At 42.0% G+C, this 23,884-nt stretch carries 23 protein-coding genes and 1 pseudogene; 8 read left to right on the top strand and 16 right to left on the bottom strand.

The genetic code is table 11. From position 1 onward, the window contains the following. The first annotated feature begins 293 nt into the window (after nucleotides 1-293). Entirely contained in the window at nucleotides 294-1,811 is a 1,518-nt protein-coding gene (locus RMX89_RS14765; RefSeq protein WP_322689452.1) for a hypothetical protein, read from the top strand. Between the two features lie 358 nt (nucleotides 1,812-2,169). On the opposite strand, the gene petJ is transcribed toward RMX89_RS14765, so the two are convergent. From petJ to RMX89_RS14735, 6 genes are all read right to left on the bottom strand, one after another. Further along, nucleotides 2,170-2,514 (bottom strand): cytochrome c6 PetJ, encoded by a 345-nt coding sequence (petJ, locus tag RMX89_RS14760; protein WP_322671790.1) that lies wholly within the window; start codon nucleotides 2,512-2,514, stop codon nucleotides 2,170-2,172. A gap of 244 nt (nucleotides 2,515-2,758) precedes the next feature. Further along, complete coding sequence (gene petE / locus RMX89_RS14755) at nucleotides 2,759-3,178, bottom strand: plastocyanin (RefSeq protein ID WP_322686353.1); 420 nt, start codon at nucleotides 3,176-3,178, stop codon at nucleotides 2,759-2,761. Nucleotides 3,179-3,412: 234 nt separating this feature from the next. Next, nucleotides 3,413-3,904 carry a photosystem II cytochrome c-550 gene (psbV, locus tag RMX89_RS14750; RefSeq protein ID WP_322671792.1) on the bottom strand — a complete coding sequence of 164 codons (492 nt, stop codon included), beginning with the start codon at nucleotides 3,902-3,904 and terminating at the stop codon, nucleotides 3,413-3,415. A 134-nt stretch (nucleotides 3,905-4,038) separates the two neighbouring features. Further along, a complete protein-coding gene (locus RMX89_RS14745; protein ID WP_322671793.1) occupies nucleotides 4,039-4,254 on the bottom strand; it encodes a hypothetical protein in 216 nt (71 codons plus the stop codon). A gap of 202 nt (nucleotides 4,255-4,456) precedes the next feature. Beyond that, a complete protein-coding gene (locus tag RMX89_RS14740; RefSeq protein WP_322671794.1) occupies nucleotides 4,457-5,293 on the bottom strand; it encodes a carbohydrate ABC transporter permease in 837 nt (278 codons plus the stop codon). Beyond that, nucleotides 5,290-6,198 carry a sugar ABC transporter permease gene (locus RMX89_RS14735; RefSeq protein WP_322689451.1) on the bottom strand — a complete coding sequence of 303 codons (909 nt, stop codon included), beginning with the start codon at nucleotides 6,196-6,198 and terminating at the stop codon, nucleotides 5,290-5,292. The genes RMX89_RS14740 and RMX89_RS14735 overlap by 4 nt, the downstream gene beginning before the upstream one ends. 344 nt (nucleotides 6,199-6,542) lie before the next feature. On the opposite strand from RMX89_RS14735, the gene RMX89_RS14730 reads away from it, so the two are divergent. Then, nucleotides 6,543-7,193, top strand: coding sequence for a PEP-CTERM sorting domain-containing protein (locus RMX89_RS14730; protein ID WP_322689450.1), 651 nt, complete (start codon nucleotides 6,543-6,545; stop codon nucleotides 7,191-7,193). 439 nt (nucleotides 7,194-7,632) lie between these two features. Here RMX89_RS14730 and RMX89_RS14725 read toward each other — a convergent pair. Next, nucleotides 7,633-7,857 (bottom strand): annotated as a pseudogene (locus tag RMX89_RS14725) (ABC transporter substrate-binding protein); the annotation flags it as partial. Nucleotides 7,858-7,911: 54 nt separating this feature from the next. Here RMX89_RS14725 and RMX89_RS14720 point away from each other — a divergent pair. Next, the gene (locus RMX89_RS14720; RefSeq protein ID WP_322689449.1) at nucleotides 7,912-8,157 is read left to right on the top strand and encodes a type II toxin-antitoxin system prevent-host-death family antitoxin; all 246 of its coding nucleotides are present in this window, start codon (nucleotides 7,912-7,914) and stop codon (nucleotides 8,155-8,157) included. Continuing rightward, nucleotides 8,154-8,546, top strand: coding sequence for a type II toxin-antitoxin system VapC family toxin (locus tag RMX89_RS14715; RefSeq protein WP_322689448.1), 393 nt, complete (start codon nucleotides 8,154-8,156; stop codon nucleotides 8,544-8,546). Before RMX89_RS14720 ends, RMX89_RS14715 begins: the two co-directional genes overlap by 4 nt. A 16-nt stretch (nucleotides 8,547-8,562) precedes the next feature. Here the strand turns inward: RMX89_RS14715 and RMX89_RS14710 are convergent, their stop codons facing one another. Then, complete coding sequence (locus RMX89_RS14710; RefSeq protein ID WP_416211982.1) at nucleotides 8,563-9,786, bottom strand: ABC transporter substrate-binding protein; 1,224 nt, start codon at nucleotides 9,784-9,786, stop codon at nucleotides 8,563-8,565. Between the two features lie 224 nt (nucleotides 9,787-10,010). Here RMX89_RS14710 and RMX89_RS14705 point away from each other — a divergent pair, with 224 nt between their 5' ends. Further along, on the top strand, nucleotides 10,011-11,426 hold the full coding sequence (locus RMX89_RS14705; protein WP_322671800.1) for an MFS transporter: 1,416 nt from the start codon (nucleotides 10,011-10,013) through the stop codon (nucleotides 11,424-11,426). 229 nt (nucleotides 11,427-11,655) lie between these two features. On the opposite strand, the gene accD is transcribed toward RMX89_RS14705, so the two are convergent. From accD to RMX89_RS14675, 6 genes are all read right to left on the bottom strand, one after another. After that, nucleotides 11,656-12,606, bottom strand: a complete 951-nt coding sequence (gene accD / locus RMX89_RS14700; RefSeq protein WP_322689446.1) for an acetyl-CoA carboxylase, carboxyltransferase subunit beta — start codon at nucleotides 12,604-12,606, stop codon at nucleotides 11,656-11,658. Between the two features lie 564 nt (nucleotides 12,607-13,170). After that, nucleotides 13,171-13,998: a prepilin peptidase gene (locus RMX89_RS14695; protein WP_322686358.1), complete on the bottom strand. Its 828-nt coding sequence runs from the start codon at nucleotides 13,996-13,998 to the stop codon at nucleotides 13,171-13,173. Nucleotides 13,999-14,100: 102 nt separating this feature from the next. Further along, the gene (locus RMX89_RS14690) at nucleotides 14,101-14,361 is read right to left on the bottom strand and encodes a hypothetical protein (RefSeq protein WP_094347451.1); all 261 of its coding nucleotides are present in this window, start codon (nucleotides 14,359-14,361) and stop codon (nucleotides 14,101-14,103) included. A 90-nt stretch (nucleotides 14,362-14,451) separates the two neighbouring features. Then, a complete protein-coding gene (leuB, locus tag RMX89_RS14685; protein WP_322671803.1) occupies nucleotides 14,452-15,540 on the bottom strand; it encodes a 3-isopropylmalate dehydrogenase in 1,089 nt (362 codons plus the stop codon). Between the two features lie 141 nt (nucleotides 15,541-15,681). After that, the gene (locus RMX89_RS14680; RefSeq protein WP_322689445.1) at nucleotides 15,682-18,432 is read right to left on the bottom strand and encodes an HAD-IC family P-type ATPase; all 2,751 of its coding nucleotides are present in this window, start codon (nucleotides 18,430-18,432) and stop codon (nucleotides 15,682-15,684) included. A gap of 90 nt (nucleotides 18,433-18,522) precedes the next feature. Beyond that, nucleotides 18,523-19,065 (bottom strand): hypothetical protein, encoded by a 543-nt coding sequence (locus RMX89_RS14675; protein ID WP_322689444.1) that lies wholly within the window; start codon nucleotides 19,063-19,065, stop codon nucleotides 18,523-18,525. 289 nt (nucleotides 19,066-19,354) lie between these two features. Here RMX89_RS14675 and RMX89_RS14670 point away from each other — a divergent pair, with 289 nt between their 5' ends. Further along, nucleotides 19,355-19,780 (top strand): universal stress protein, encoded by a 426-nt coding sequence (locus tag RMX89_RS14670; RefSeq protein ID WP_322689443.1) that lies wholly within the window; start codon nucleotides 19,355-19,357, stop codon nucleotides 19,778-19,780. 916 nt (nucleotides 19,781-20,696) lie between these two features. Next, on the top strand, nucleotides 20,697-21,185 hold the full coding sequence (locus tag RMX89_RS14665; protein WP_322689442.1) for an SRPBCC domain-containing protein: 489 nt from the start codon (nucleotides 20,697-20,699) through the stop codon (nucleotides 21,183-21,185). 519 nt (nucleotides 21,186-21,704) lie between these two features. On the opposite strand, the gene RMX89_RS14660 is transcribed toward RMX89_RS14665, so the two are convergent. Both RMX89_RS14660 and RMX89_RS14655 read right to left on the bottom strand, forming a co-directional pair. Continuing rightward, nucleotides 21,705-22,469: a hypothetical protein gene (locus RMX89_RS14660; protein ID WP_322689441.1), complete on the bottom strand. Its 765-nt coding sequence runs from the start codon at nucleotides 22,467-22,469 to the stop codon at nucleotides 21,705-21,707. Between the two features lie 78 nt (nucleotides 22,470-22,547). Next, nucleotides 22,548-22,934 (bottom strand): hypothetical protein, encoded by a 387-nt coding sequence (locus tag RMX89_RS14655; RefSeq protein ID WP_104909998.1) that lies wholly within the window; start codon nucleotides 22,932-22,934, stop codon nucleotides 22,548-22,550. 140 nt (nucleotides 22,935-23,074) lie between these two features. On the opposite strand from RMX89_RS14655, the gene rppA reads away from it, so the two are divergent. Further along, nucleotides 23,075-23,755 (top strand): two-component system response regulator RppA, encoded by a 681-nt coding sequence (gene rppA / locus RMX89_RS14650; protein ID WP_322689440.1) that lies wholly within the window; start codon nucleotides 23,075-23,077, stop codon nucleotides 23,753-23,755. Nucleotides 23,756-23,884 lie beyond the last annotated feature (129 nt).

The raw sequence follows: 23,884 nt of genomic DNA, 5'->3' as shown, positions 1-23,884 counted from the left end.
ACTTAAACTTTAATAAAACTCCCAGATATTAATTTTAATTGTGTGCGTCATAAGAATAAAAAATCAAAAGTAGTAATTTTTCAAATAACTCTTTAGCAAGCTCGAATTTTGAAAATATGATGCAGCGTCATTGATTAATTAAAAACTTGAATAAATGGCAATTTTGGCGTTTTGATTGCCAGCAGAGGAAGTTATCATTTCCTTATGAATAACGCATATATTGCAAGATATTGCAATGTCGGAAAGATAAAATCGCTAGTCAACTGTAACTGAGTGAGTGAACGATAACAGCCATGTCTTACGTCTCCCTGCTGAAAAATATACCAGAAATCTTAAGCCAGCCAATTGGGATAGCAGCTATAGCCTCCCTTGGTATCCACGGTGCGATCGCCATGATCGTACCATTGATGCCGATGGAGTCTGACAAGCCTAAAGAAACAGCATCATCCAAAACAGTTGGACTTTTGGAATTGAGCCAAGCCGACCAAAACCGTTTGCCGCAAAGCACACCCAAAATTGGTTTACAACAATTACCTCCAGTCGCCCCACTTGCGGCGCCAAACTTTAGCCTCCAACCGGGATTAACCCCATTAGCGCCATCACCATCCAGTCAGCTAGTATTACCTCCGCTACCAGCATCATCGAATAACTATCGAGTCTCTTCCTTGCCTACAAAGCAGTCTTTGCGGATGATTCCGAGTGATAATTTGCGGTTTGACGCGTCTAAATTTGATAGTTCTAAATTTAATACCAGCGCCAGATTCTCTCGACCAGTTCCTCGGGTGAATGTAAGTGAGAGCGTCGCCAAATACGAGCCACCTAAGCCGCTACCTGTAAATAGGTTGCCAGAATTGCAGTCACAGCAAATACCTGCCGATCTTCTGCGGAATCCCCAGCCTCCAATCTTATCTGACAGTACACCCATTGCAACAGCACAGGTAAATACAGCACAGCTAAATACGACTTCGCAAATGACGCAACCAATTCCAAATGCGTCGTCTACAATTGCTCAAAATCCGCTAATAAATTCTCTAAAACAAGCTCCAACGAATGGGGGTACTTTAATTGGAACTAGGGGAAGCACATTACAAGCAACGGATTTATCAACGAAGGGAACTCAACAGGCAATTGCACAGCTAGACTCTTACGCCAACCTGAGAAAGGAAGTCCAGCGACAATACCCCAACGCTGAACAAAAACCAGTCATCCGCCAAACATTATCCACGAATAAGTCAAATCTTGAAGGTGCTGTTTTGGGAGTATTGGTTGTAGATCCTGATGGTAAAGTCTTAGATATCAAATTTCAAGACAAGTTAATTTCCCCAGAATTGCAATTAAAAGCAAGACAATACTTCAACAAGCAATCCCCCAAGGGTGATAAACAGATTAGTTCCTATCCATTTAACCTACGTTTCCAAAACAGCACGAGCAATCTTACTGGGACTACTCAAGAGCAAAACCCCTCGTCATTATCTACACCGGGAATCAATAACAATCAGCTTACTCCCTCACCAGCAGCTACTTTTAAACCATTACCTAATTTACAAATCAGAAATAACCCGCCTACATCCTCACCAACAGGTACTCTCAAACCATTAACTACACCAGCAGCTACTCCCAAACCATTATCTGAATTGCAAATTAAAAATAATCAGTCTACGCCTTCATCGGCAGCTACTACTTCTGAACCTTTATTGTTGCCGAAAATCAATCAGGGTCAGTCTACATCTGCTCCTGAATCGGATAAAAAATTAGTAGAACGGTTGCGCGAAGTCAAGGAAAACAGACAAAAGTCTAATCCAGAAAAATAATTGCCCGTTGATAATTTCGGATTCAGGTAGGGATAATTTATCTAGACGCATTTGCAGCGTCTTGTTTAAAATACAATCCGTTTGAGTTAAGGGTTATTGATGTAGAGACGCGATAAATCGCGTCTCTATATCAGGATTTTGGATTTAAAATATTGTTTTTGGTAGTTGACAAATTAGCGATCGCTAGTTCGTCATACATAACACTTAACTTAGAAGTTCGTTAAAAGGTTCCAAGAAGGAAATGTACTGAGGGATTTCCAACAAATAAATTCTCCAATGTTTTGGGGGTGAGCGTCTAGCTATGTAACTAAAGATAGGCAAACGCTCACCCCAAAAAAAACTATACGGTATAGCTACTTTACCAACCTTGTTCTGCATTTTGAAAAACGTAAGCAGCTACCTCCACGATTTCCTCAGAACTTAACTTGCTTTTAAAGGCAGGCATAGCATTTTTACCATTTTGCACTTGGTGGATAATTGCCTCGATTGAGTCTTGATTGTAATTTTCTAGGTACTTTGACAATGCTTCCTTTTTTAAAGTTTTCTGGTTGATAAGGATGTTACCGCCACCTATATGGCAAGAAGCGCAGTTAGCCTCGAAAATTTTAGCACCGTTGGATGTTTCGGCAGCTAGTGCTGGACTAATGAATGTGAATTTGAATAGGGCGATCGCCGACAGTAGAATTAATAAAAGTATTCTCAACAGTATTTCCTCGCAACAAGCCTCCAGCAAGAGTATAAACGCGATTAATCCCTGATTAAGTCAAATTTGATCAAAATTGGCGGTAACAAGTTCACTCCTCGATCGCTACAGATTGTTTAGCGTCTTAGGTAAGGATAGAACTCGTTACCGCCATTTCTGCATTTTATGCGTCACTCTAGGAGTGTAGCGTGTGGCGATGAGCTAATTTCATTGAGTAATCATCTCGTGTCAAACGCTGGTGTTTCTAGCCTTGGATAGTAATTGTACCAACCATGCCAGCACCACGATGAGGTTCACAGTAGAAGGTGTAGTCACCAGCAGGAGCATCTGCTGCAAAGGTGGTTGTTTCCTTTTGACCAGGACTCATAAGCAACTTCTTATGAGACAGAGATTTAGCTAAATCAGCGCTCTTAGTGGGGTTTTTGACCGCATCAAACACAACATTATGGGGAGGAACTTTATTGTTCACCCATTCAATAGTGTCACCTGGTTTGACGGTCAACTTTTTCGGTTCAAATGCTAGCAGTCCTTTATCGCTACCCAATTTCACCTGGTAGGTTTCAGCCGAAGCACTGGGAGTAAAAACAGCAAAGCTGCTAACAACTAAAAGGATTGTCAACACAGCTAAACTAAGGCGTCGCCAGCTTGCCGAAATTAATTTCATAGCTCTCTCCTAACAAACAATTTTTTTCCCTTTCTCATTTTAAATAAAATCAACACCAAATATGACAATCTGTCATAGATCAATTTTTTTTTAAGAATGGAGAGCAATTTATTGCAAAAAGCTGTCCAATAATTAGTCAATGGGGAATGGGGAATTAGGAGTAGGGACTGAATTCTTCCCAATTCTCTATTCCCAATGCCCAATACCCTATTCCCAATGACTCAACTCCAGGATTTAGTAATAGATTTTTCCGCCTCCCCACTTAGTACCAACGATTTTGGGTTGTAAGAGAATATGACCGGCGATCGCTTCCAAGTCATCATCCGTCAGATTTCGCACTGCTGTGAAAATATCTGCGCTTTTGAGACTGGGGTGTATTTCGGAAATCTCTTCTTCACCGTCGTAAGTAGTGGGATTTTTCAGGTAATCTACTAAACCTTCAATGTTGTTACGGTTAGGTGTTGCCAGTGCCAAGTCCTCTGGAGTGAGTCCCACGTTTTGGTTTGTCTTGGTAACTCCACCAGCATGACATTGGGCGCAAGCGTAATTAAATAAGCGTTTGCCTTCTTTGACTTGTTTAAGGCTGAGTACAACGGTATCACCTTGAGCATTTAATGGCACTGTTCGGGTAGCTTTGTCCAGTTCCACTGCTGTCGCGCTACCGACAATCAACTGAAACGAGAGTAAAACAGTAGCCACAACAACGCCAATTAGTCTTATAAACATGTTTCCCCTTAAAGATTTTGACGCTCAACACAGCTAAAAACGCGATTCTCAATCTCCAAGCTGCTAATTGCTAATGACTTATTAGTTTTTTATCATTAGCTATCAGTTATTAGCGAAAGTTCTGAGATAACCCTTCAGGGGACTTCGCGATCGCTCACCAAGTCGTTAGTACCTTTGGGGCGTATTTCAGAGGATATTTGGGAAATAATTGCCCTTGCATCTTCTAACGCCAAACGGGTCTTTTGGTGTTTGTAGGCGATTCCCAGTTGGTTGCACAGAGAAAACACTTGTTCTACAGGAATGCTGTAGTCGGCTGCTATCTCTGCGATCGATAGGTCTGCAAAACCCATAATGCTTGTTTACTGATAGATAGAGATTGAGTCGCTGTAATACCAATATCACGTTAGGAGTGCAATTTGTTGCCCAAAATACTGTTTGGGGAATAGGGTATGGGGAATCGGGCATGGGAAACAGAGAGAGCAAAGGAGAATAATTAACGCCCAATGCCCAATGCCCAATGCCCAATGCCCAATGCCCAATGCCCAATGCCTATTAACCTTTTCCCCCGGTAAAGGTGACGCTTTGAATAAAGTAACGATTAAAAAAGGCATAAATGCCTAAAGCTGGCAGCGTAAAGACCATAGAAGCCGCCATAATGTAGTTCCAATAGCTGATGTATTGACCTTTGAAGGTGTTCAGTCCCAAAGGAAGAGTAAACATTTCTGGATCGAATAGGATAACTATAGGCAGTAAAAAATTATTCCAACTCCCCATGAACACAAAAACTGCCTGCGCTGCTAGTGCTGGTTTTGCCAAAGGTAAGACAATGTGTCGAAAAATTCCAAAGGTATTTAAGCCATCGAGTTGAGCTGCTTCTTCTAGTTCTTTAGGAAAATTAACAAAAAATTGCCGCATCATAAAGATGAAAGTGGCATTAACCATGCTAGGAACAATCATGCCTTGATAAGAATTCAGCCAGCCGATCGCTTTTAAAATCAAAAATGTCGGAATCAGGGTGATTTGCGTCGGTACTGCTAGTACTGCCAAAATGAGGAAGAACCAAAAGCGCTTGCCTACAAAGCGCAATCTTGCCAAGGCATAACCAGCCATTGAATTTAACAACAAGTTTAAAAGCGTGACGCTGAGTGCGATCGCTACACTGTTGAACAACCAGCGCCAAAATAGCGGTTCTTGGAGAAAGATTTGCCTGTAGTTGTCAAGAGTAAAATTCTTGGGGAGAAAGTTGGGTTCACCACTGACAATCTCTGTTAGTGGCTTAAATGATGCTGAAAGTGCCCAGAGAAAGGGAATTAGAGTAATGATGGCATAAAGTGTCAGTAAGACGTACAACAGGGCTTTGAGCCAGGATAAGCCAGAGGTGTTAGTCAAATCCGTTCGCCTCCGAAAAGTCGCTGCTGAATCAAAGTGATGGCAACGATCGCAGCTGCTAATAAAAATGCGATCGCAGCTGCATATCCCATTTGTAAATTCCGAAATACAGCTTGATAAATCAGCAGCACCACAGTTAAGGTAGCGTTGTTTGGCCCGCCAGTACCGCCAGAGAAGATGTAAGACTGGTCAAAAAGTTGAAAAGTCCCAATCACCCCCATTGTTACCACAAAGAAGGTTACAGGCTTAAGCAAGGGAAGAGTAATATGGATAAATTGCTGCCATCCATTTGCGCCATCAAGTTCTGCGGCCTCGTAAAGTGTTTGGGGTATATCTTGCAACGCCGCCAGATAAATCACCATGAAAAACGGCGCGCTTGACCAAATGTTCATGATCGTAATGCCTTTGAGCGCAACTGCTGGATCGCCCAACCAGTTATAAGTAGGTAGCCCCACAAAAGCGAGAAAATCGTTTAGTAGCCCATCAGTGTTATAAATCCACATAAATATGAGTGTCAGCACTGCTGAAGAAGTAACTGTCGGCAAAAAATAGAGGATACGCCACCAGTTTTTACCGCGAATCCCAGAATTCAGAGTTACCGCCAAAATTAAAGCCAGGATAGTTTGAGTTGGCACAACAATAACTACATATTCGACTGTGTTTCTCAAAGCAATCCAAACTCTTTCATCTTCAGCTAATCGCGCGAAGTTGCGAAAACCGATGAATTCGTACTCAATACCGCCGAGAAGTTGGACTTTTTGCAGGGAAAGAAAAACGGCGTAGAGAATGGGTAAGACTACAAAAGTTCCCAAAACTAGAATGGTGGGCATCATGAACATATACCCAGCCAAGTCTTCAGTGATGTTCCACCTGGAGTTTCTGCGCCGCCTGTTAATTTCAAACACTACTGAACCTCCATTTAATCCCGCACTAACCCGACTGTAGCGATAGGTTGCGCATGATTATTTATCGTACTTCTGTCACAAAAGCATTCAATCCTCATTTTGTAAAGAAAAAATTATTCTGCTTTGGGAAAAGGTTAGAAAATTGTTGAAAAAATTGCTTAACTTAGCTCTTGTTCTCTTTTTGGGCTATGCACCGGAGTGGAATTTTTATCTTTAGAGGAGGTTTCTGTATATCATCTGATAAAAAAATGCCAATTTGATCAAAGGATTATTCATTGTAACTGCTTCTTAGGTATTGTAAACTCCCTGTGAAAATAGGTACTTTGTAAAAGTGGAGATTTTAAATGATGCTTCATTCACTCAGAATGTGGATTGTTCCACTAGTTTTGACCTCAGTTAGTCTTTGCTCAAATGTAAGCAAAGCAACAGCAAAGACCATTTATCCATTTATTGGCAATTATCGGACAACAGTCAATATTACGCCTATTTCAGGCAACGTTTCGCAGGTATTTGAGGTTGGTTTGAGTGATGATGCCCCCTATGATTTAGAATTATACAAAGGTTTGACATACTCCGTGATTGATGACAAAGGAAATCTCACTTTTAACAATAATCCAGAAGTATTTGGTGTTCAAGGTTTCCCATTAGGCTACATCGTGTTTGGCAACGGTGATAACAAGTTATTTGGAACTAGTGATGCCAGTGCTTCAGTTAATTTTGATAATCTGACAGCGAAAGGTTCTGGCATTGTGAATATCACTGGCGGTAAGGGCATATTCAAAAATGGTATAAGCACACTATTGTTCTCCGAAGAGGACATAGTTAATTTGGGATCAATTATTACCTTGAATGGTCTGGCTTTAGTAAGTGGTTCTATCGAAGTTCCCCAAGAAGTTCCAGAACCAACAACCATCATGGGGACAGTAGTAGCGTTTGGTGGATTAGCTGTTAGTTCGTTTGCAAAGCGAAAGAGAACTGCTAGAAAACAACATTAGTGGCAAACATTAAAGTATTCATAAACGCTTTAATTCTTATTATGGATGCTTTAATGTTTACAATATCGGAACTTCGTACTCAGAACTCGGAACTTCGAGAATTCGAGAATAAGTGAAGAGTTAGGTTTAAGGAATATGAGACTCAATTTACAATCTCAACTTTATAAGGCTGTTTCGACACGATTTAAAAAGTCGTCTAAGACTTGTAAAAATCTTTCTGTCTCTTCTAGATGAGGCATGTGTGAACTGTTTTCAAATAGTACCCACTCGGAGTCAGAAATACCCTGATGAACTGTTTTTCGAGGGCAGAAGTATTAGACATGGCACAAAAATTATTTGACATTATAATAGTCGACTATACGTAGACAAATAATTACATCTGATAAAGAGATAGGAAATTTCTACTCAGAAGTGATTTGGTAGAGGTAAGAAAGATTACTTACTCCATCGTCTTAATCTGCTGATTAGCTTCATTTTCTGCCTTCAGCATCGCTTGCTTTAATGGTTGTTGTCCCAACAAGGCGCTGACAAACTGGTTATCAAAGTTATTGACGATGCCTACGGCGGGCTACGCCTACGCACTTGGATATTGACCCACCTGCCACGGTGTAGCATAACTAACTCCCGCGACTAATGGCGATCGCAGTGGGTCTTGGTCATAGCCGGGAAATAGCAAGTGAAAACCAATGCTATACCCTATTACAATATGACTATAGTCATGACTATGGTTATTATGAAATCAATTTCCAAAAGTAAACTTAAATCTCAACTTCTTGAGTTCTTGCGACTGGTAGAGTCAGAAGGTGAAGAAATTGTAGTTACCGATCGCGGTAAACCAGTCGTGAAAATTTCCAAATACGCACAAGCACCTTCAACAGAAGAGTTATTTGGAGAAATGCGCGGTAAAGTGAAGTACTTTGAGGATTTAACTACACCAACCACTGAGGAATGGGCGCAATTGTGAAGATAGTCCTTGACACTTGTGCCCTAATCTGGTGGAGTTTAGATCCAACCAAACTTTCTGAACCAGCCAAAGAAGCGTGCAACTACATGGAAAGGGATAAAAATGGTCTTGTCCCGTCCATAGCTATATGGGAAATTGCTATAAAAATCAAAAATAAAAAACTAGATTTAGGAGTCAATCTTAACGAGTACGTAGTAATGCTAAAAAAGTCTAGTACTGTTCAGATTGTACCTATTGATGAAAATATTTGGATGGAAAGTGTCAATTTAGAATGGGGTCATCGAGATCCAGTAGATCGAGTTGTCGTTGCACTAGCCAGAAGTAATCAAGCTGCAATAATTACGTCAGATAAAGAAATAGCAAATTTTTACTCAAACGTGATTTGGTGAAGTTAAGAAAGATCGCTTACTCCATCGTCTTAATCTGCTGATTAGCTTCATTTTCTGCCTTCAGCATCGCTTGCTTTAATGGTTGTTGTCTCAACAAGGCGCTGACAAACTGGTTATCAAAATTATTGACGATCGCACTTGGATATTGACCCACCTGCCACGGTGTAGCATAACTAACTCCCGCGACTAATGGCGATCGCAACGGGTCTTGGTCATAACCCAAATTCTTTGCCACTGATTTACGTGTTGGCAAAGCAAACCCTGTTCCTGTCCACTTTTGCATTCCTTCTTTACCCGTGAGATAAGAAATCAATTTCCAAGCTTCGGCTTTGTGTTGTGCTTGCTTATTCATCACGTAGGCAACTGTAAACACCATCGTGCCTTTTTTATCATTAATTGTAGGTACTGGTGCAGTAGCAAACTCTACTTGGGGAAAGGTTTCAGTTAGATAGGGAATTGCCCAGTTACCTTCAATCGCCATTGCTACTTTACTCTGACCAAACATTTCACTACCTGAGTTTGTCCCTACATCAGATTTTTGGGCAGAGGAGCGGTCTTTTTGATATTGGTTTACTACCAACTCTAAACCCTGTAAACCTGACTCACTGGCAAAAGTAGCATAACCATTTTTATCTACGAGTTGTCCACCAAAGGCTTTAATTTTATAAGCCTGACGCGCCAATTCAGGAATTTCGCCAAACCCGTATTTGTTAAGTTTGCCTGTTAATTGTTGCGAGTAGTTACGTAATTCCTCCCAAGTCGCTGGCGGATTACTTAAGCCTGCGGCAGCGAAGGCTTTTTTGTTATAAAACAGGGCAAGGGTGGAATAGTCTTTGGGAAGACCGTAAATATGATTCTGGTATTTGAAACTGTCGAGTAGGGTATCCTCAAAATCCGCGAGGTCAAATTTGGGGGTAATATAACCTTCTAACGGTTCTAAGACATTCTGACTCATTAAGAAAGGAGCTTCGAGCGCATCCAGATAAAAAACATCGGGCGCAGCTTCCCCAACTAAACGAGTTTTGATTACATCCATGTATTGGTCGGAAATTACCTCATATTTGACCTTAATAGTTGGATGTTGTGCTTCAAAGTCTTGCAGTACTTGTCTTAATAGTTTTTGCTCAATGGGAGAGCCTCCCCAACCACTAAGTTTGATGGTGACTGCGGTAGATACTAACGGTTTGCTTGGCAATTGTAGGCTGTGACAAGCAATAATAGCGATCGCGATCGCTATCACCAATGCCAAAAAATTAAATAATCCTTTAGTGTTCACAAACAAATAATATTCTCTTTCCCCGCTTATACCTTGTGTTATTAAGGAATGATATTTTACTTATTTGAAATTTTGGCTGAAAATTGCAAGCTAAAATAACGAAAAATTATCAGCAATGCTAATTCAAGCATACTGAGTTCCTTTCCAACCTGATTTGTCCGAGGATACTTCACCCATAATTTATGTTGATGGATTCTGTTCAGATTGAAACAACTGCGCCACTGACTCTGGAATTTACCCAGATTGCCTTACCACCAACAGCAATCTCTTCAAACTCTCGAATTTCTAAGGATACTATTCGCACCAGTTTAAAAGCCTCCACTGGGGATGCTGTCTTAGCATCGGTTTACTCTCTTGGAACTGGCGGGATTTTACTCAGCAATTTATTAGTGGAGTTGGGTGCTAGTCCAGTGGTATTTGGGATGCTGTCTTCTATTCCCATGTTGGTCAATCTCATTCAGCCGTTGGGTGCTTACTTGTCTGAACGCAGCACCAGCCGCTTTCAATATTTGCTTCGGACACACGGAATTGGTCGGCTGATATGGCTGATTTTAGTAATTGGTATTGTCAGCGCCAGTTTGGGAGTGATTGATGCTCACCAGTTAGTCATATTGACACTCTTGATTGTTCTATTCAGCAATCTTTTGGGAGGACTAGGAAGCGCATCGTGGCTCAGTTGGGTAGCAATGATAGTTCCCCGGCAATTACGAGGCAGGTTTTTTGGGACACGCAATAGTGCTGCTAACCTTAGCACTTTAGTTTGCGTACCAATTGCCGGTCTAGTTGTATCACATTGGTATGGGGGATCTCTACAAGGTTATGGGATAGTTTTACTGGTAAGCGTTGTGTTTGGGATTATAGGATTAGGGTGCCAGTATTTCCAGGTGGATATGAATCCGCGATCGCAAAACACTTATTATGGCCAGTTAACCCCAAGTGAGATTCAATCAGAGGTTGCAAAAGATGAATCTTCTAAAGTCCTTCAATCAATTCATCCACCACAAGACCAGTCAATTAACAGCATCTGGAAAAACTCTAACTTTTTGATTTTTCTGCTGTATTTCAGCTTTTGGACGCTTGCTGTTAACCTCAGCAGTCCTTTTTTTAACCTTTATATGCTCGATACGCTGGATTTGAATGTGAGCTACGTGACTATCTACAACAGCTTTCAGGCGGGGGCGACTTTGCTGATGTTTATCCTCTGGGGAAAATTAGCAGACAAGATAGGCAATCGTCCCATCCTCATCTCTATTGGGATTTTGGTTGCAGCTACACCATTTCTGTGGCTGGGGATTAGTGTTAATCGCCTTGACATCTGGCTGTGGTTGCCACTGTTACACATCTTGATTGGAGGGACTTGGGCGGCAATTGACTTGTGCAACAACAATATACAATTGGCGATCGCACCAACTAAAAATCAGTCTATCTATTTTGCGATCGCAGCTGCCGTTGCTGGAGTAAGTGGCGCTTTGGGCACAACTATAGGCAGTTTCATCGTCCAATTTTCCCAGTCTGGAGGTTTACTAAGCTTGTTTGTCCTCTCTGGTGTATTCCGACTAGTAGCCCTTGTTCCGCTCATGTTTCTCCAAGAGCAAAGAGGTTAGGGAGTGGGGAGTGGGGAGTGAAGGAGCAGGGGAGCAGGGGAGCAGGGGAGCAGGGGAGCGGGGAGATGAGGGGACAAGGGGACAAGGAGATAAACAAAACTCCTTCCTAACTCTTAACTCTTAACTCTTAACTCCTAACTCCTAACTCAGCACGGGCTAAACCTTAGCTTTCCGCTAACAGCACTCCTAATGCCCAATGCCCAATGCCCAATCCCCAATGCCCCAAACTTTATTCTGCCACGGTAGAAGTCAAGGACATTGTTTCCCACAAGACCATGTGAGGTGTTGTTAATACAGGCTGATGTAGAGCAATCAGCTGGGCTAGGGTGTTCTTTAATTGGGTACGGGGTACGATATCATCAACAAAACCATGCTGGAGCAAATCTTCAGCAGTCTGGAAATTTTCGGGTAGTTTTTCCCGCAGGGTTTGCTCAATCACTCGCCGACCAGCAAAACCAATGGTTGCCTTGGGTTCTGCCAAAATTATATCGCCCAACATTGCAAAACTAGCGGTAACGCCGCCCGTTGTCGGATTGGTCAAAACTGGAATATATAATAATCGGGCGTCTTTATGGCGCTGTAAGGCTGCGGAGATTTTCGCCATCTGCATCAAAGAGAGCATACCTTCTTGCATTCTCGCGCCACCGGAGGTACAGATGATAACTACAGGATAGCGTCGTTGAGTGGCTTGCTCAATCATCCGGGTGAGTCTTTCTCCCACGACGGAACCCATACTACCACCCATGAAGCGGAAGTCCATAACCCCAAGGGCAATGGGCAAACTATTGATTTGACCTAAACCAGTTCTAACTGCATCTATTAAGCCAATTTTATCTTGTGTTTCCCGCAAGCGATCGCTGTAGAGTTTGCGATCGCGAAATTCTAACGGGTCGGTTGGACGCAAATGCTCATCCAGCGGTTTCCAGGTATTGTTATCTATCAATTGACGGATGCGCTCATCACTATCTACGCGATTGTGATGACCACATTCGACACAAACCATCTGATTGGCTTTCAGGTCTTTTGTATATGCCAACACGCCACATTTAGAACATTTATGCCACAAACCATCAGCAATTTCACGCTCTTGGCGTTCGAGGCTGGTAGATCCTGACTTCCTTCGATTTGCAAACCAATCAAATAGAGACTTTAAACCACGTGATTCTTCGTTGTTAGCCATTTTTTATTTTATTTTAAGTGGGTATGAGGTCGAAAACATGTCAAACCGTATTGGTTGTGCTTAGTCATAAATCATTAGTAAAGACAAATGACTTATGAATACATCGTTAAACTACGTTTTTAAGCAATTCAGACCTTAATTTTTGTCTTTGGTTGCCAGCTTAACGAAAATACTTATACCAATACAAGTCTCTTGCTCTTTTTTTCAGCAGACTTAATTATATGGACGTAGTGACAAAACCATGAGAATACCAACCTCCAAATAAGATGCTCTCCCCCTCCCACCCTAATCAATTATTTGTATTGCTGGGTTCTGAACAATCAGCATCTGTTGCACTAGTTGTACTTGCCAACGGTTAATCGTCGTTAAGAGGGTAATACAAGTCACAAGCTGAATATTATCAAAATGTGAAGGGCGGATGGGGTAATGTTGGTTACAGTCACGAATTATAAATATTTTTTATGAAAGGGCATGGGGCATGGGGCATTGGGCATGGTTATTCCCTTTATCCCCTTGTCTTCCTCATCTTCCCTGCTCCTCTGCTCCTCTGCTCCCTACTTCAATTCAAGACGCTGGAAAAAATAACCGCAGGTAGCTAGACAAAATGGCTTCGCCGCTAAACAGCGTAATCACAGATCCTAAAGCCAGAAAAGGCCCAAAAGGTATCTTTTGTCCTAATTTTTGTCGCGATCGCTGCATAATCAAAATACCGATACCAATTACTGCTCCCAACGCACAGGCAATAAAACTAGCTAAGAGCAAATATTTCCAGCCTAACCAGGCTCCCATCATGGCTGCTAACTTGGGATCACCTGTACCCATTGCTTCTTTACCAAAGGCAATTGAACTCAATAGGGCGATCGCCTCAAACAGCCATAAGCCTAATACTGCGCCAACTATAGCGATCATAAGGTGATTTACTAGTGCCACAAAACTACCCTCTGGTAGAAAACCAACTACCATTTGAAACAAAATTCCCACCACTAAACCCGACTTAATAAGTGGATTGGGTAGGGTCATTGTATCTAAGTCGATGAGTGATAGCGCTAATAACCAACTGCAAAAAGCCCAATAGCCTATTGTTAAAGTCGAAACTTGAAATACCAAAAAAATTAGTAAAAAAATTATGCCCGTTACCCCTTCTACCACGGGATAACGGACAGAAATTTTGCTTTTGCAATATCGACACCGCCCTCTTAAGGAAATCCAGCCAAATACTGGTACGTTGTCGTAAGCTTTTAGCTGGTTTAAGCATTTAGGACAACGGGAAGGCGGCCAAAGAATTGACAACCCAGCAGGTAGGCGATAAACAATAACATTGAGAAAACTACCAATAGATGCACCCAAAGCAAAGACCATTACACTCGCCGGGATGGCGAACAAAATGTCCATACAGTCATTTGTCCTTTGTCATTTGTCCTTTGTCATTTGTCCTTTGTCATTTGTCCTTTGTCAATAACTAATAACCAATGACCAATGACCAATGACCAATGACTAATACATGTGGGATTCAATTTGACTTAAGGGCACAAAACACTCTTGAGGTAAAAGAACTGGCTGGTTAGTAAAAATAACCTTGCCTCGATGAGTCACACGATTAATTGCTACACCGGAAGGTTGCCCAGCTATTTCGGGATGGACTTCACAGTGAGTATAGTATATCTGCCCAGCAGCTCTGATTACAGAGGGATCAATCAAAGGCGATTGGTTCTTTGGGGCGGTAAAATTTACTTGACCTTGTCGTAATGCGTACACTATCGACTGTTATTTGATTGCTAGATTTCCCTTTAGTCTACCCGAAACTTATAGCAAAGGTTGCCAAATTGCCCAAGTTGCTATACAAAATTATTTTTGTTCCATAGCTTTGATGAGTGAGTCTCCCATAGCGCGGCAACCAAGGAGATTTTTTCCTAGAGAAATTATATCTCCGGTGCGATCGCCTTGTTCTAAAACTTGCAATACGGCTTGTTCGATGCGATCTGCTGCTTTTGGTTGGTCTAAACCGTAGCGTAACATCATCGCCACACTCAAAACCTGTGCTAAAGGATTTGCCTTATCCTGTCCAGCAATATCTGGGGCGGAACCATGAACTGGTTCAAATACACCAGGGCCAGAAGCACCCAAACTAGCTGAGGGTAACATCCCAATACTACCTGTGAGCATGGCAGCAGCATCAGAGAGAATATCACCAAACAAGTTGCCTGTAACAATAGTGTCGAACTGTTTGGGAGCGCGTACTAACTGCATAGCAGCATTATCTACATATAAATGAGAGAGTTCGATATCTGGATATTCCTGAGAAAGTTGGGTGATGCGATCGCGCCACAACTGAGATACTTCTAATACGTTCGCCTTATCTACTGAACAAAGTTTTCCACCGCGTTTTTGGGCTGTTTCAAAGGCCACTCGCCCAATGCGTTCAATTTCTGATTCGGTGTAAACCATTGTATTTACACCGCGTTTCTCACCGGTTTCTGTAGCAAAAATCCCTTTAGGTTTACCAAAGTAAATCCCACCAGTGAGTTCGCGCACCACCATAATATCCACGCCTTCGACAATTTCGCGTTTCAAAGTTGAGGCGTCGATTAGCTGGGGCAAAATTTTCGCTGGGCGCAAATTGGCAAATAATCCTAAACCTGCACGCAGTCCTAACAAACCTGCTTCTGGGCGTAAATCGGATGGCAGAGAATCCCACTTATAACCACCAATCGCTGCGAGTAATACAGCATCACTATTACGGCAAGTCTCTAGAGTGGCAGATGGTAGGGGTTCGCCTGTGGCATCAATTGCTGCACCACCGATGAGAGCTTCTTGGAATTCAAACTTCAGATCGAATTGCTTCCCTACGACTTTCAGCACATCTACCGCCACTGCCATAATTTCAGGGCCAATGCCATCGCCGGGGAGTAGAGTAATGCGGTAGTTCTGAGTCATAGCTGATTATTACTAAGTAAATGCTTGCAGATCAAATATCATACCTAGTAAAATGTACTGATGGAGTTTTTAATTTATTTGGGTGTAGCTCTAACGTAATCATCTGGCATTGGATGAAACTACCAAAAAAGTCCTATATCCCTAGTTGAGCGGATCGAAACGCTGCAAGATGAGAGCTATAAATACCACTGGCAAACCTACACCCATACAAATAAGAGCTTGGATAAATGTCAAAGGTGTGGTGTCAAACACTTGATTCATCATGCTCCACTGACTAAACAGACATTGTAAAATCACCACAGCCACAATTCCGATCGCAGGTGCATAGGCTACAGGTGTGCGTTTACCTTGGATTCTCACGACTAGAGATGGTAAAAACTGGGTAATGCTTAACAGGTAAAAGACTTCTGCTGCCACCAATCCATTAATCGCCATTGTGCGAGCTAAGGCTTCATTGCCTGTAGTTTGCAGTATCCATTGAAACACCCCAAAAATTACCACCCAATTGAAAACAGAAATCGCTAATATGCGTTTAAGTAAACTACCTGATAAAAGCTTTTCTCTAGGGTTGCGTGGTGGTTGCTCGATCACCTGTCCAGATTTTGGCTCAAAAGCGAGGGGAACAATCAACCCTACTGAACTAACCATGTTCAACCAAAGAATTTGGATTGGTAAGATGGGAAGCACAGTTGCCAGGAGAATGGCAATCAAAATTGTCATGGATTCACCAACGTTAATCGGCAGCAAGAAGGCGATCGCTTTTCGTAAGTTGCGGTAAACACCACGTCCTTCCTCCACAGCAGCTTCTATTGAAGCGAAGTTATCGTCAGTTAAAAGCATATCCGCCGATTCTTTGGCAACCTCTGCCCCGGCTATGCCCATCGCTACACCAATATCTGCCTGTTTGAGAGCGGGAGCATCATTGACACCATCTCCAGTCATGGCAACAATTTCACCCTGAGACTGCAATGCTTTTACCAGATGCAATTTTTGTTCTGGAGCAACTCGCGCAAAAACCATACCTTCCTCAGCCGCTTGGGTGAATTCATTTTCATCCATCTGAGCTAATTGCTGTCCGGTGAAAACTTGTGCTTCAGTCGAGCAAATTCCCATTTGACGGGCGATCGCAGCTGCTGTTAGTGCATGATCCCCAGTGATCATTTTTACCTGAATTCCAGCAGATTGACAGGCTTTGACTGCGGCGATCGCTTCCTCACGCGGCGGATCGATTATGCCTTGAAGTCCCAGAAACACCAGTCCTCGATCGAGATCGTTACGATCCAAGGATCGCTTACTGGCAACTTCTTTGCTGGCAAAAGCTAGCACTCGTAACCCTTGGTTTGCCATACCAGCAACTTCCTGTTCCACTGCGGCAGGATTGAGACGAGCGAGTTTTCCTTGAGCATCGAACATGCGATCGCATCGTTGGAGAATTGCCTCTACAGAACCTTTGAGATAAATGACATTGAGCGATCGCTTTGCATCCAATTCATGCAAAGTCGCCATGTATTGGAATTGAGACTCAAAGGGAATGGTATCTATTCTAGGTAATTCTTGCTCTAGATTGGCTTGCGTCAATCCCGCTTTATTGGCAGCCGTAATCAATGCTCCCTCAGTTGGGGTTCCTACTAAGTTCCACTGTCCATCTCCCCATTCGATATGAGAATCATTGCAGAGCAATCCTGCTTCCAGGGATTCCCAAAGAGCAACATGTCCATCTGCATTGAAATCAACAGGTTGTTGATCGATCAGGATTTCACCGTCTGGGGCATAACCAATACCGCTAACGGTGTAATGTTGTCCACCCGCATAAATCTTTTGAACCGTCATCTGATTCTCAGTTAACGTCCCAGTTTTGTCAGAGCAAATAACAGTGGTACTTCCCAATGTTTCCACAGCAGGTAGCTTGCGAATAATCGCCTTACGTCGTGCCATCCGGGAAACTCCGATCGCTAAAGTGACGGTAACGATCGCAGGTAATCCTTCGGGAATCGCGCTGACTACCAGAGCCACACTCGCTTTGAAAACATCAATCCAAGATTCGCCTTGTCCTAATCCGACTGCAAATGTCAGGGCAGCTAAACCTAAAATGACATACAACAAGCTTTTGCTAAACTTGTTAATATTTCGCGTCAGCGGTGTTTTCAGATTTGTGCTGCTTTCAATTAACTGCGAGATGCGACCGGTTTCTGTGGCATCTGCGATCGCTACTACAATCCCTTCTGCCTGTCCAAAACTGACGAAACTTCCTGCATACACCATATTGCTTCGTTCGGCTAACGGTGTTTCGACAGCCAGCGATGCCGTTGCTTTCTCAACCGGAACGGATTCGCCTGTTAAGGCAGACTCGTCAACTTGCAACCCACGCACACTTAATAACCGCAGATCGGCGGGTACTTTATCCCCAGATGCCAGCAATACCAAATCACCCAGAACAAGTTCAGTCGAAGCCAGACGGGTTTTTTGACCATCGCGAATCAAAGTTGCTTCGGTTGTGACAGCTTTGGATAAAGCAGCGATCGCACCTTCTGCTTTCGATTCTTGAATGTAGCCAATGATGACATTAATCAGGGTGACACCAAAAATTACTCCCGCATCTAGCCAATCTCGCAGCAGCAGCGTCACCACTCCCGCCGTCAGCAAAATATATAGGAGTGGTTGATTAAATTGCTCTAAAAAACGTAGCCAAGGACTTTTTCCACTTTTACCAGTCAGTTGATTTGCACCCATTTGCTGGTGTCGTTTGGTAGCTTCTTCATGGGTCAAACCTGCTTCTGGATGGCTGGCTAAGGTTTGCACAACCTTTTCTTCACCCAGAGTATGCCATTCATAGTTGAGTAAATCTTTTGTTGTCTGGGCAAAAGTATTTGTAGCGATCGTATCTGCTGTCATTTTCGTCTCCAAAAAATAATTAGTAATTAACAGATTTAATCTGGATTTCTCTGTTTGAATCTGTATCTTTCTTTTTTGAAATTGGTGTTATTACGAGAATCTTTTGCTAAGTTCATAAATATGCCATTCCCGCACACCCCAGTCACGGAGAATCGATTCTGCTTGCCAGATTTCATCTGTTGTTCCCTCTACCTTCACCAAAAATTTTTCTTGGCAGGTGGTTGGCTCACAGAGTCTAGCTTGCCTTTCGGGAGCAAACCAACCTTGAAATGCACCATAAACACTGCCAAAAATCGCACTCGCTCCACCCGCTAGCAGTGTACCCACCACAGATTCAACCGCTAATGCCGGGCCAAAACCGGGAATAATTAATACGCCAAGTCCAGCTGTTAGTGCCAGAAAACCTCCGGTTGTTCCTCCTGTAATTGCACCTGCTTTAGCACCTTCGATAGGAGTTATGGGATGTTTATCCGCATTAGTATCCTCGTGCAATTTTTCGTCTTCAGAGTCTAAAGTGAACACAGAAATTTTTTGCATAGGAAAGTCAATTGCTCTGAGTTCATCAAGCACCTGTGTTACTGCCTGACGGGTAGAAATGACACCGATTGCATTTTTAACTGGACATAAATTCATAACAACATATCCTATAAAAATCAGTAAGTTTAAAACGAAGCTTTATTAATTTCCAAATAGGAAAAAACTATAGTTTTCTAGTGTGAGTTGGAACTGTATTAGTTTAGGTATTCGTTTGAAACCTCAGTTAGGTTAGTTTCGTTTATCCGCTTTTTTCTAGGATTGCTGATGAATGTGAACGAAAAGTGAATAAATCGTTTATCTACCTAATTTCACTTTTAAATCACATTTGTCCCTCAAGCTAAAAGACAACAAATGTAAATGAAGTAATTGATTATTGGAGTTGGATATGAGCTTTAAGAAGATTTTGGTGGCGGTTGATGATTCACCTGCGACTGCAACAGTGTTTATAAAAGCGCTGGAGTTAGCCCAAAGAGATGCTGCTCAGTTAATGATTGGTCACAGCATTGAGCTAGCAGCTTCTAATCAACTCACTGTGAATTTAGTAGACCTGGAAATAGAAACACAACAGGCACAAAGTTTACTCCAGTTGTACTATCAGAAAGCGAAAATACTAGGCATTATGGCAGAATCCAGTTATCAAACAGGAGATCCTGGTACTAACATCTGTGATTTAGCCCGGAGTTGGGGAGCAGATTTGATTGTGCTTGGTCGTAGAGGACTTAAAGGATTTGCCGAACTTTTAGCAGGAAGTGTGAGCAATCACGTAGTTCATCACGCTCCATGTTCCGTCCTGGTTGTTCAAGGTCAGTAGTTCCTTCAGAACCATACGTGTCAACTTAACGTGAAACCCTTGTAATGACGTGATATTCAGTTCTCTGCCTTCCTATCACCATTCGCATCACCCCACCCTAACCCTCCCCTTGTCAAGGCTACGGTGTACACACAAGTCTGAAGTTGTTCAAGAATCTGGGTTTTACCCCACCCTAACCACTGCTTGAATTCAATAAACGACCACCCGAATTCAATAAACGACCACCCGAATTCAATAAACGACCACCCGAATTCAATAAATGACCACCTGAAATCAATAAATGACTATCCGAATTCAATAAACGACCACCCGAATTCAATAAACGACCACCTGAAATCAATAAATGACCACCCGAAATCAATATATTTATTGCATAAATTCTCAAAACCTTACCTGAAATCTGATTTACTAAGGTTTTAGCTTTAGTTTTACCCCACCCTAACCATCAGTGCGATTAAGTAGGTAATGTTTGGGATTTAAGAAGAAATTCGACTTGTGTGTACACGGTAGCCTTGTCAAGGGGAGGGAACAAATTTCCTGTTTCCCCCCTTGACAAGGGGGGATTAAGGGGGGTAAAACGCCTGTGGGACATGCATTTGAGCTTAAGTTGACACCAATGCTTCAGAACTGTCTAACAACCACCATATTTTGCTGTTAAAACGTGAGTTTTCTACGAATAGTATTCATTATGTTTTACAAGAAACAATCTAGTTTCCTTGTGGTCTACCAAAGAAACTTTGTATGGTTTATTTTATGGTAAGAAAATCAAGTTATTTTCTCCCCCTGCTTCCCCTACTTTATCTACCTACCTTCACCCGTAATGTTTGGTTTAGTCGATTACTAGGACTAGAATACATGGGGTTGTTTTTAGCATGAATAACCGTTTTAATTTTGGTTTTCCTATCAACTCATACCCATGAAAATCTACACTGAAATTGAAATTCAGGCATCCGATGAGCAAGTCTGGAACTTACTCACTGATTTTGCTAGTTTTCCACATTGGAATCTGTTTATTCGTCAAATTAGTGGTTTGCTGAGTGAAGGGGCACAGCTAACCGTTCACTTTCAGCCTCCGGGTAGAGATATTGTGACCTTTCGACCTACGGTGATTACGGTAGAACCTAATCGCAAACTGCGCTGGTTATGGCACTTTTTGATACCAGGGTTATTTGACGTTGAACATAGCTTTATCATTGAACCGTTAGCAAGCGATGTCTACGACGGGCTACGCCTACGCGTCTGCTTCATTCAGCAAGAATCTTTCCAGGGTTTACTAGTACCTCTGTTGGCTCGTCGATTAAATATCGACGTTCGCCAAGGGTTTGAAGCTATGAACCAAACATTGAAAACCAAGGCAGAACGCATTAATCAAACTACGACTACTTCATTAGATACACAAGTCTAGGCTAAATCCCAGATATGAATGATGAAGAATTTGACAAGGCATAGATTATAATTAATGCCTAAATAGTGTTAATCAGGGATTTGTTTATAAAATTGGGCGCAAATAAGAAACAAAAATAAGCCTTTGTAAACTGAAATTTTATTGTATAAATGATAATTAGTTAAACAATCTATTAAAATCCTAAAATAGCTGTATCAAATTCTGTATTAACAAATTATGGTTATAAATATATCGTTGATTCCAGGAAAAATATACAAAGTCACCACTACTGAAGGTGAACCATTAGGAGATTGGACATATAGTGAACATACTGGTGATGTCTGGATTTTCTATTTAGCATCTATACCTGGTATAGCAAAGATAATAGTAGAAAACACATCAATAGAAGGATTGAGATTTAGTTAATCATTACCATAGGTTTTTTAATCTATTCTACTAATTCGAGAATATGGTAATCTACTTCTCAATAAGGAGGGGTAGATGGCTATTTAATCAATTAATAACATAGTGTTTGAGTGATTACGCTTTTCTTCTCTTATTAAGGATTTCCAGTAATTGAGATGCACATTTTTTAGCATTTTCAGGTGTGCTACATTCACTTGCTAATACCCGTTCTGAAATAGCTCCCTCGTGAGTGAGCATAGTTAAACGAGTATGGGCTTCCGCAGGCGTTTCTCGATGAACAGTATCACCATCAACCTCGATAATCATTATTAGTCCATCTTTAATAATTACAAAATCTGGTTCAATACGGCGATAATCTTTACCTCCTCGAATAAATACCGGAAGCGGTGCAAAGGAAACACCAAGAGCCTTAAACGCCTGATACAAATATATTTCGGGTTGAGACCGGAATAACAATCCATCACATGACTTATTTGCAATGTTGTCTGAACGTACACGACCTTGATTAGTGATACCTTGCCCCCCTATCCATGCTTTTGCTTTTTCTCTCCATTGAGAGTCACTTGATAGCGTCGGTGATATAACAACGCATTTAATATACCAATTTGTCATATATGGTCTTAGCACATAGCATGTCTTTTCCAGAATTTCATTCTCTAAGTTCTCTTGATCATTAGCAATTTGGCTAACTAGATAATCAGGAATTGTTAAGTAGAAATTATAAATTTCAGTTCCACCGTTCCAGTTGTCATAATCTGTTTGCACAATCTTGGCCGTCGCCTCTGCAAGTACCGCTACCTGTTTTGCAGAGCCAGCGTTTGCAAAAAGATTAGTTAAAGTCGCTAATAATGGCTCTAAATTATTAAAATCAAATTCCATTTTTATAAAAATTAAGCAACTAAAGGACAAGGAATCAGCGTGCAAATTGGGAGGTGTTCAATCGCAACTATTATTATGTTATTCCACAATCTCATAGCGCACTAACTTTCTAACATCTTCACGGGGTAGACCTAGTTCTTGGGCAATTGTCGCTTCTATTTGGCTGAATTCTATTGTTGGAAGTTCTAATTCCAACCGCTTCAAGATGGGGTCTGCTGTTTCCACTTCTACCTGGGTAATTCTTTTAGTTCGATTGACGGCGGCGTTAATGAGCAACACATTGACTGATACCCGTGCTTCAAGTTGAGTATCTGACTGAAGTTTTTTCTTTGTGGAGTAGGGTCGGCTTAACTCTTGAGCAGCTAGGAAATTACAGCCAAGCCAAAACACAACCGCTACCAGTGGTAGAGGCAACCAAAACTCTAATCCTAGCCCTTGCAGCCAACGTTTACTAATACGCCACACACTACACCTGCTTCTGATTTTGCTAGGTCACACTTCATCTATATCCTAATGGGGTAGACAATCCTCTGAAATCTGACTGATGAAAGACGTTGAGATTGCTTCAATGCATTATTCTAAACAAGCACAAGTGTATAAAGGTGATGAAAATCTTACTGGTAGAGGATGATCCCAAGCAATTAATGCCGCTGCAAATGGTTCTCTCTCAGGCTGGACACAGCGTCGATGGTGTCAAGGATGGTGAAACCGCTCAATGGCTTTTGGCTGAAAAAGAATATGACCTGCTGATTTTGGATTGGATGTTACCTCGGATTAGTGGAGTGAGTTTGTGTCAACAGTATCGGGCGGCGGGAAAAACAGCTCCGGTATTAATGATCACGGCAAAAGATACCACACCCGATAAAGTCATAGGATTAGATGCCGGAGCTGATGATTACCTCGTCAAACCGATTGATATCGTGGAGTTCATGGCACGGGTGCGGGCATTGAGGAGGCGATCGCCCCTTTGGCAAGGAGACACCCTCTGCTTGGCAGACCTCGAACTTCATCTCGATAGACTAATTTTGGAGCGACAAGGGGCGACTGTATCCCTTTCCAGCCAAGAATTTCAGTTGCTAGAGTATTTCATGCGTCATCCTAAGCAAGTTTTGACTCGCCACCAAATTGAGCAAGCCGTATGGGAGTGGGGTAGTGAGCCAGAAAGCAATGCAATCACCGTTTTAGTTCGTAAACTTCGCCAACGTTTGCAAACATTAGCAGCAGCCGATTGGATTGAAACTGTCTATGGTATGGGCTATCGCCTCAACCCTCCAGAACCATCTTGAAACTTGATAATGACTGAGACGCAGAGTAGGGAGTAGTGTAGTTCAATTACTTGAAAAGTCTTGTAAATACGAATTACGAATTACGAATTACGAATTACGAATTACGAATTACGAATTACGAATTACGAA

It is taken from the genome of Nostoc sp. DedSLP04, from assembly GCF_034530775.1.
In the GTDB taxonomy this organism is placed as follows: Bacteria; Cyanobacteriota; Cyanobacteriia; order Cyanobacteriales; family Nostocaceae; genus Nostoc.
This window is presented reverse-complemented; position numbering and strand designations above follow the sequence as displayed.